The sequence below is a fragment of the Bacillus sp. LR_5 genome, from assembly GCF_042709275.1.
In genome coordinates, this window is record NZ_JAVAXX010000445.1 from 1 (window position 1) to 3,527 (window position 3,527).

General features: G+C 41.4%; 3 protein-coding genes. 2 read left to right on the forward strand and 1 reads right to left on the reverse strand.

Going from position 1 to position 3,527, the window contains the following annotated elements:
- Positions 1-994: anti-sigma-X factor RsiX (rsiX, locus tag RAC86_RS36725; RefSeq protein ID WP_377886779.1), on the forward strand; the 994-nt coding region annotated here is incomplete at its 5' end.
- 111 nt (positions 995-1,105) lie between these two features.
- Positions 1,106-1,873 (forward strand): type I 3-dehydroquinate dehydratase, encoded by a 768-nt coding sequence (aroD, locus tag RAC86_RS36730; RefSeq protein ID WP_015251797.1) that lies wholly within the window; start codon positions 1,106-1,108, stop codon positions 1,871-1,873.
- 42 nt (positions 1,874-1,915) lie between these two features.
- On the opposite strand, the gene serA is transcribed toward aroD, so the two are convergent.
- Entirely contained in the window at positions 1,916-3,493 is a 1,578-nt protein-coding gene (gene serA / locus RAC86_RS36735) for a phosphoglycerate dehydrogenase (RefSeq protein WP_004398713.1), read from the reverse strand.
- Positions 3,494-3,527 lie beyond the last annotated feature (34 nt).

Consider the following 3,527-nt stretch of genomic DNA (forward strand, 5'->3'; position numbering starts at 1 on the left):
GCGTAAAAATAAGCCCGCTGTCAGGTGGATTGGCCCCGCGTGTGCCGCTGCAATTGCGGTTTATATCGCCTTCATTATTTCTCCTCATTTCTTTGATCAGGCACAGCCTCAACAAAAAGAAGCGTCCCAAGAGAACGCAGTAACGAAAACTGAGACAGAAGACAGCCCAAAAGCTGCATCGTCCTTGGATCATACATCGTTTGTTGTACCTGAAAAGGAACAAGACAATTACATCACTGTAGCAGTTGCTGATGCCGATACATCCGCAATCATACCCGTCAGCATCCAAAAAACAAATGCAGACCAAACGATCCAGGATATGCTGTTTGAAAGTAGTGAATTGGGCATCCTTGATCATGCCATTACAATTCCAACCTTCATAGATGAAGTAGAAATAAAGGAAAAACCAAAGCAGAAGGAATTAAGTATACGAGTCCATCAGCCAGCTACGGCATTTTCTGTAAAAGATGATACACTGTTAAAAAAATTGCTTAAAGAATCCTTAAAATGGAGTCCTTATGAAAAAGTCAAATTTTTATCGGATCAAAATGAGACTGGGGTTCGGATTGGCTCATATGGCACTTTTACGGAAATTTCGATTCCCAAACAGTCAAAACGATCCTACTACTTGTACCAAAATAAACAAGGACAAGACTTTCTCGTTCCGTCAAATCATTCTTTTGATACAGTAAAAGAAGCGATTAAGGAAATGGAATCGAGCAGCCAAGAAGATACGACACCTCTTATTCAAGCGGGTGCTGTCCAATCTGTAACGAAGAAACAGAAACACTTATATATCCGCTTTTCAAAGGACTCAGAAGTTGAGGATTCTATTGCCGGTATTTTAATGATTGAGGGACTTCTTTTAACCGCAAAAGAGTTTGGCTTCACAGAAGTGACCTTTGCGGAAACCAGAACGAAAAAAATCGGCAAATATGACGTATCAGATGCAATTCCGGTGCCAGCTGCTCCAAATCCGATTTCCTTAAACTAAAAAGAGCCCTTTAAGGCTCTTTTTTAGTTGCTATTCATATAATAGAAATTTTCAAAAAAAAGTTGTACGTGTATAATAAAACAAGGTAACGATTGAAAGGATTTGAGATGAGTGAACGTGTTAACGATTAAAGGAGTTTCCATTGGGGAAGGGATGCCGAAAATCATCGTTCCGCTGATGGGAAAGACGGAAAAACAAATTCTGAATGAAGCAGAGGCTGTAAAATTACTGAATCCGGACATTGTTGAATGGAGAGTCGACGTATTTGAAAAAGCTAATGACAGAGAAGCGGTCACAAAGCTCATTTCTAAGCTTCGTAAATCTTTAGAAGACAAGCTATTTCTATTTACATTCAGAACCCACAAAGAGGGCGGGAGCATGGAGATGGACGAAAGCTCCTATCTTGCTTTGCTGGAATCGGCAATCCAAACAAAAGACATCGATCTGATAGACATCGAATTATTTTCAGGAGATGCAAATGTAAAGGCGTTAGTATCGCTGGCGGAAAAAAACAACGTCTATGTGGTGATGTCAAATCACGACTTTGAAAAAACACCTGTAAAAGATGAAATTCTTTCCAGACTTCGAAAAATGCAGGACTTAGGCGCGCATATTCCAAAAATGGCTGTTATGCCGAATGATACTGGAGATCTCCTAACACTGCTTGATGCGACGTATACAATGAAAACAATATATGCAGACCGCCCCATTATTACAATGTCAATGGCTGCAACAGGGCTCATCAGCAGGCTGAGCGGTGAGGTTTTTGGATCGGCTTGTACTTTTGGAGCTGGAGAAGAGGCGTCCGCACCAGGCCAAATTCCTGTTTCTGAGCTAAGGAGTGTCTTAGATATTTTGCATAAAAACACACGGGGATAGAACAATAAAAAAACTCAAGCTATATAGCTTGAGTTTTTTTAATTATGGCAGATCAATGAGCTTCACAGACACAATATCAGGGACATTTGTTAGTTCTTTCACAATTTTATCTTCCAGATGTCTGTCAAAGGAAAGCATCATGATGGCTTCTCCGCCTTTTTCCTTACGGCCAACCTGCATAGTTGCAATGTTAATATCATTATCTCCGAGAATACGTCCTACTCGGCCGATGACACCTGTTGTATCTTGATGCTGGATATACACCAAGTGACCAGTCGGATAAAAATCAATATTAAATCCATTGATCTCGACAATTCGTTCTCCGAAATGAGGAATATACGTAGCCGTTACAGTAAAGGTGCTGCGGTCTCCTGTCACTTTTACGCTGATGCAGTTATCGTATCCAGATTCAGAAGAGGAAATTTTTTCACTGAAGCTAATGCCGCGTTCTTTTGCGACACCCCCGGCATTGACCTCATTAACAGTAGAGTCTACGCGCGGTTTTAAAAAGCCTGACAGAAGGGCTTTTGTAATGAACGATGTTTCAAGTTTAGCAATTGTGCCTTCATATTGAATGGCAACATCCTGTACTGGTTCTTTCATGCACTGTGATACAAGGCTGCCAATTTTTCCTGCAATTTGATGGTAGGGCTTAATTTTAGCAAATTCATCTTTTGTCATGGCAGGCAGGTTGATAGCTGACATGACAGGCAGGCCTTTTGCGAACTGCAGAACTTCTTCTGACACTTGGGCGGCGACATTGAGCTGTGCTTCTTTCGTTGATGCTCCTAAGTGAGGAGTGGCAATGACTAATGGATGATCAACAAGTTTGTTGTCAACTGGCGGTTCGACTTCGAAAACGTCAAGAGCCGCTCCCGCAACATGCCCGTTTTCCAAAGCTTCGAGAAGTGCTGCTTCATCGATAATTCCGCCTCGCGCACAGTTAATTAAGCGAACGCCTTTTTTCGTTTTTGCAATCGTTTCTTTATTCAATAAGCCTTTTGTTTCTTTTGTTAAAGGCGTGTGAACGGTAATGATATCCGCACTTTCAAGCACTTCTTCAAATGTACGGCTGTTTACGCCGATTTTTTTCGCTCTTTCTTCCGTTAAGAAAGGATCAAAAACGTGCACTGTCATACCGAACGCTCTCGCACGCTGTGCAATTTCACTTCCGATTCGGCCTAATCCTACAATACCAAGCGTTTTTCCATAGAGCTCTGAACCCACATAAGCTGTGCGGTTCCACTCTCTGGATTTCACTGAGATATTAGCCTGCGGAATGTGTCTCATTAAAGAAGAGATCATTGCAAATGTATGCTCAGCTGTCGAAATGGTGTTGCCGTTCGGAGCATTGATCACGATTACCCCGTGTTTCGTAGCCTCATCAATATCGATATTATCGACACCGACACCGGCTCTTCCGACAATTTTTAAAGAAGTCATTTTGTTGAAAAGGTCTTCTGTTACTTTTGTCGCGCTTCGCACCAAAAGAGCATCAAAAGTATGTAATTCATCTTCTGCATCTGCTACGTTTTTTTGAACGATTTCAATAAAGTCTGATTCAATAAGTGGCTGTAAACCGTCGTTGCTCATTTTGTCTGAGACCAATACTCGAAACATCGTTAGATTTCCTCCTAAATTGACAAACTAAATA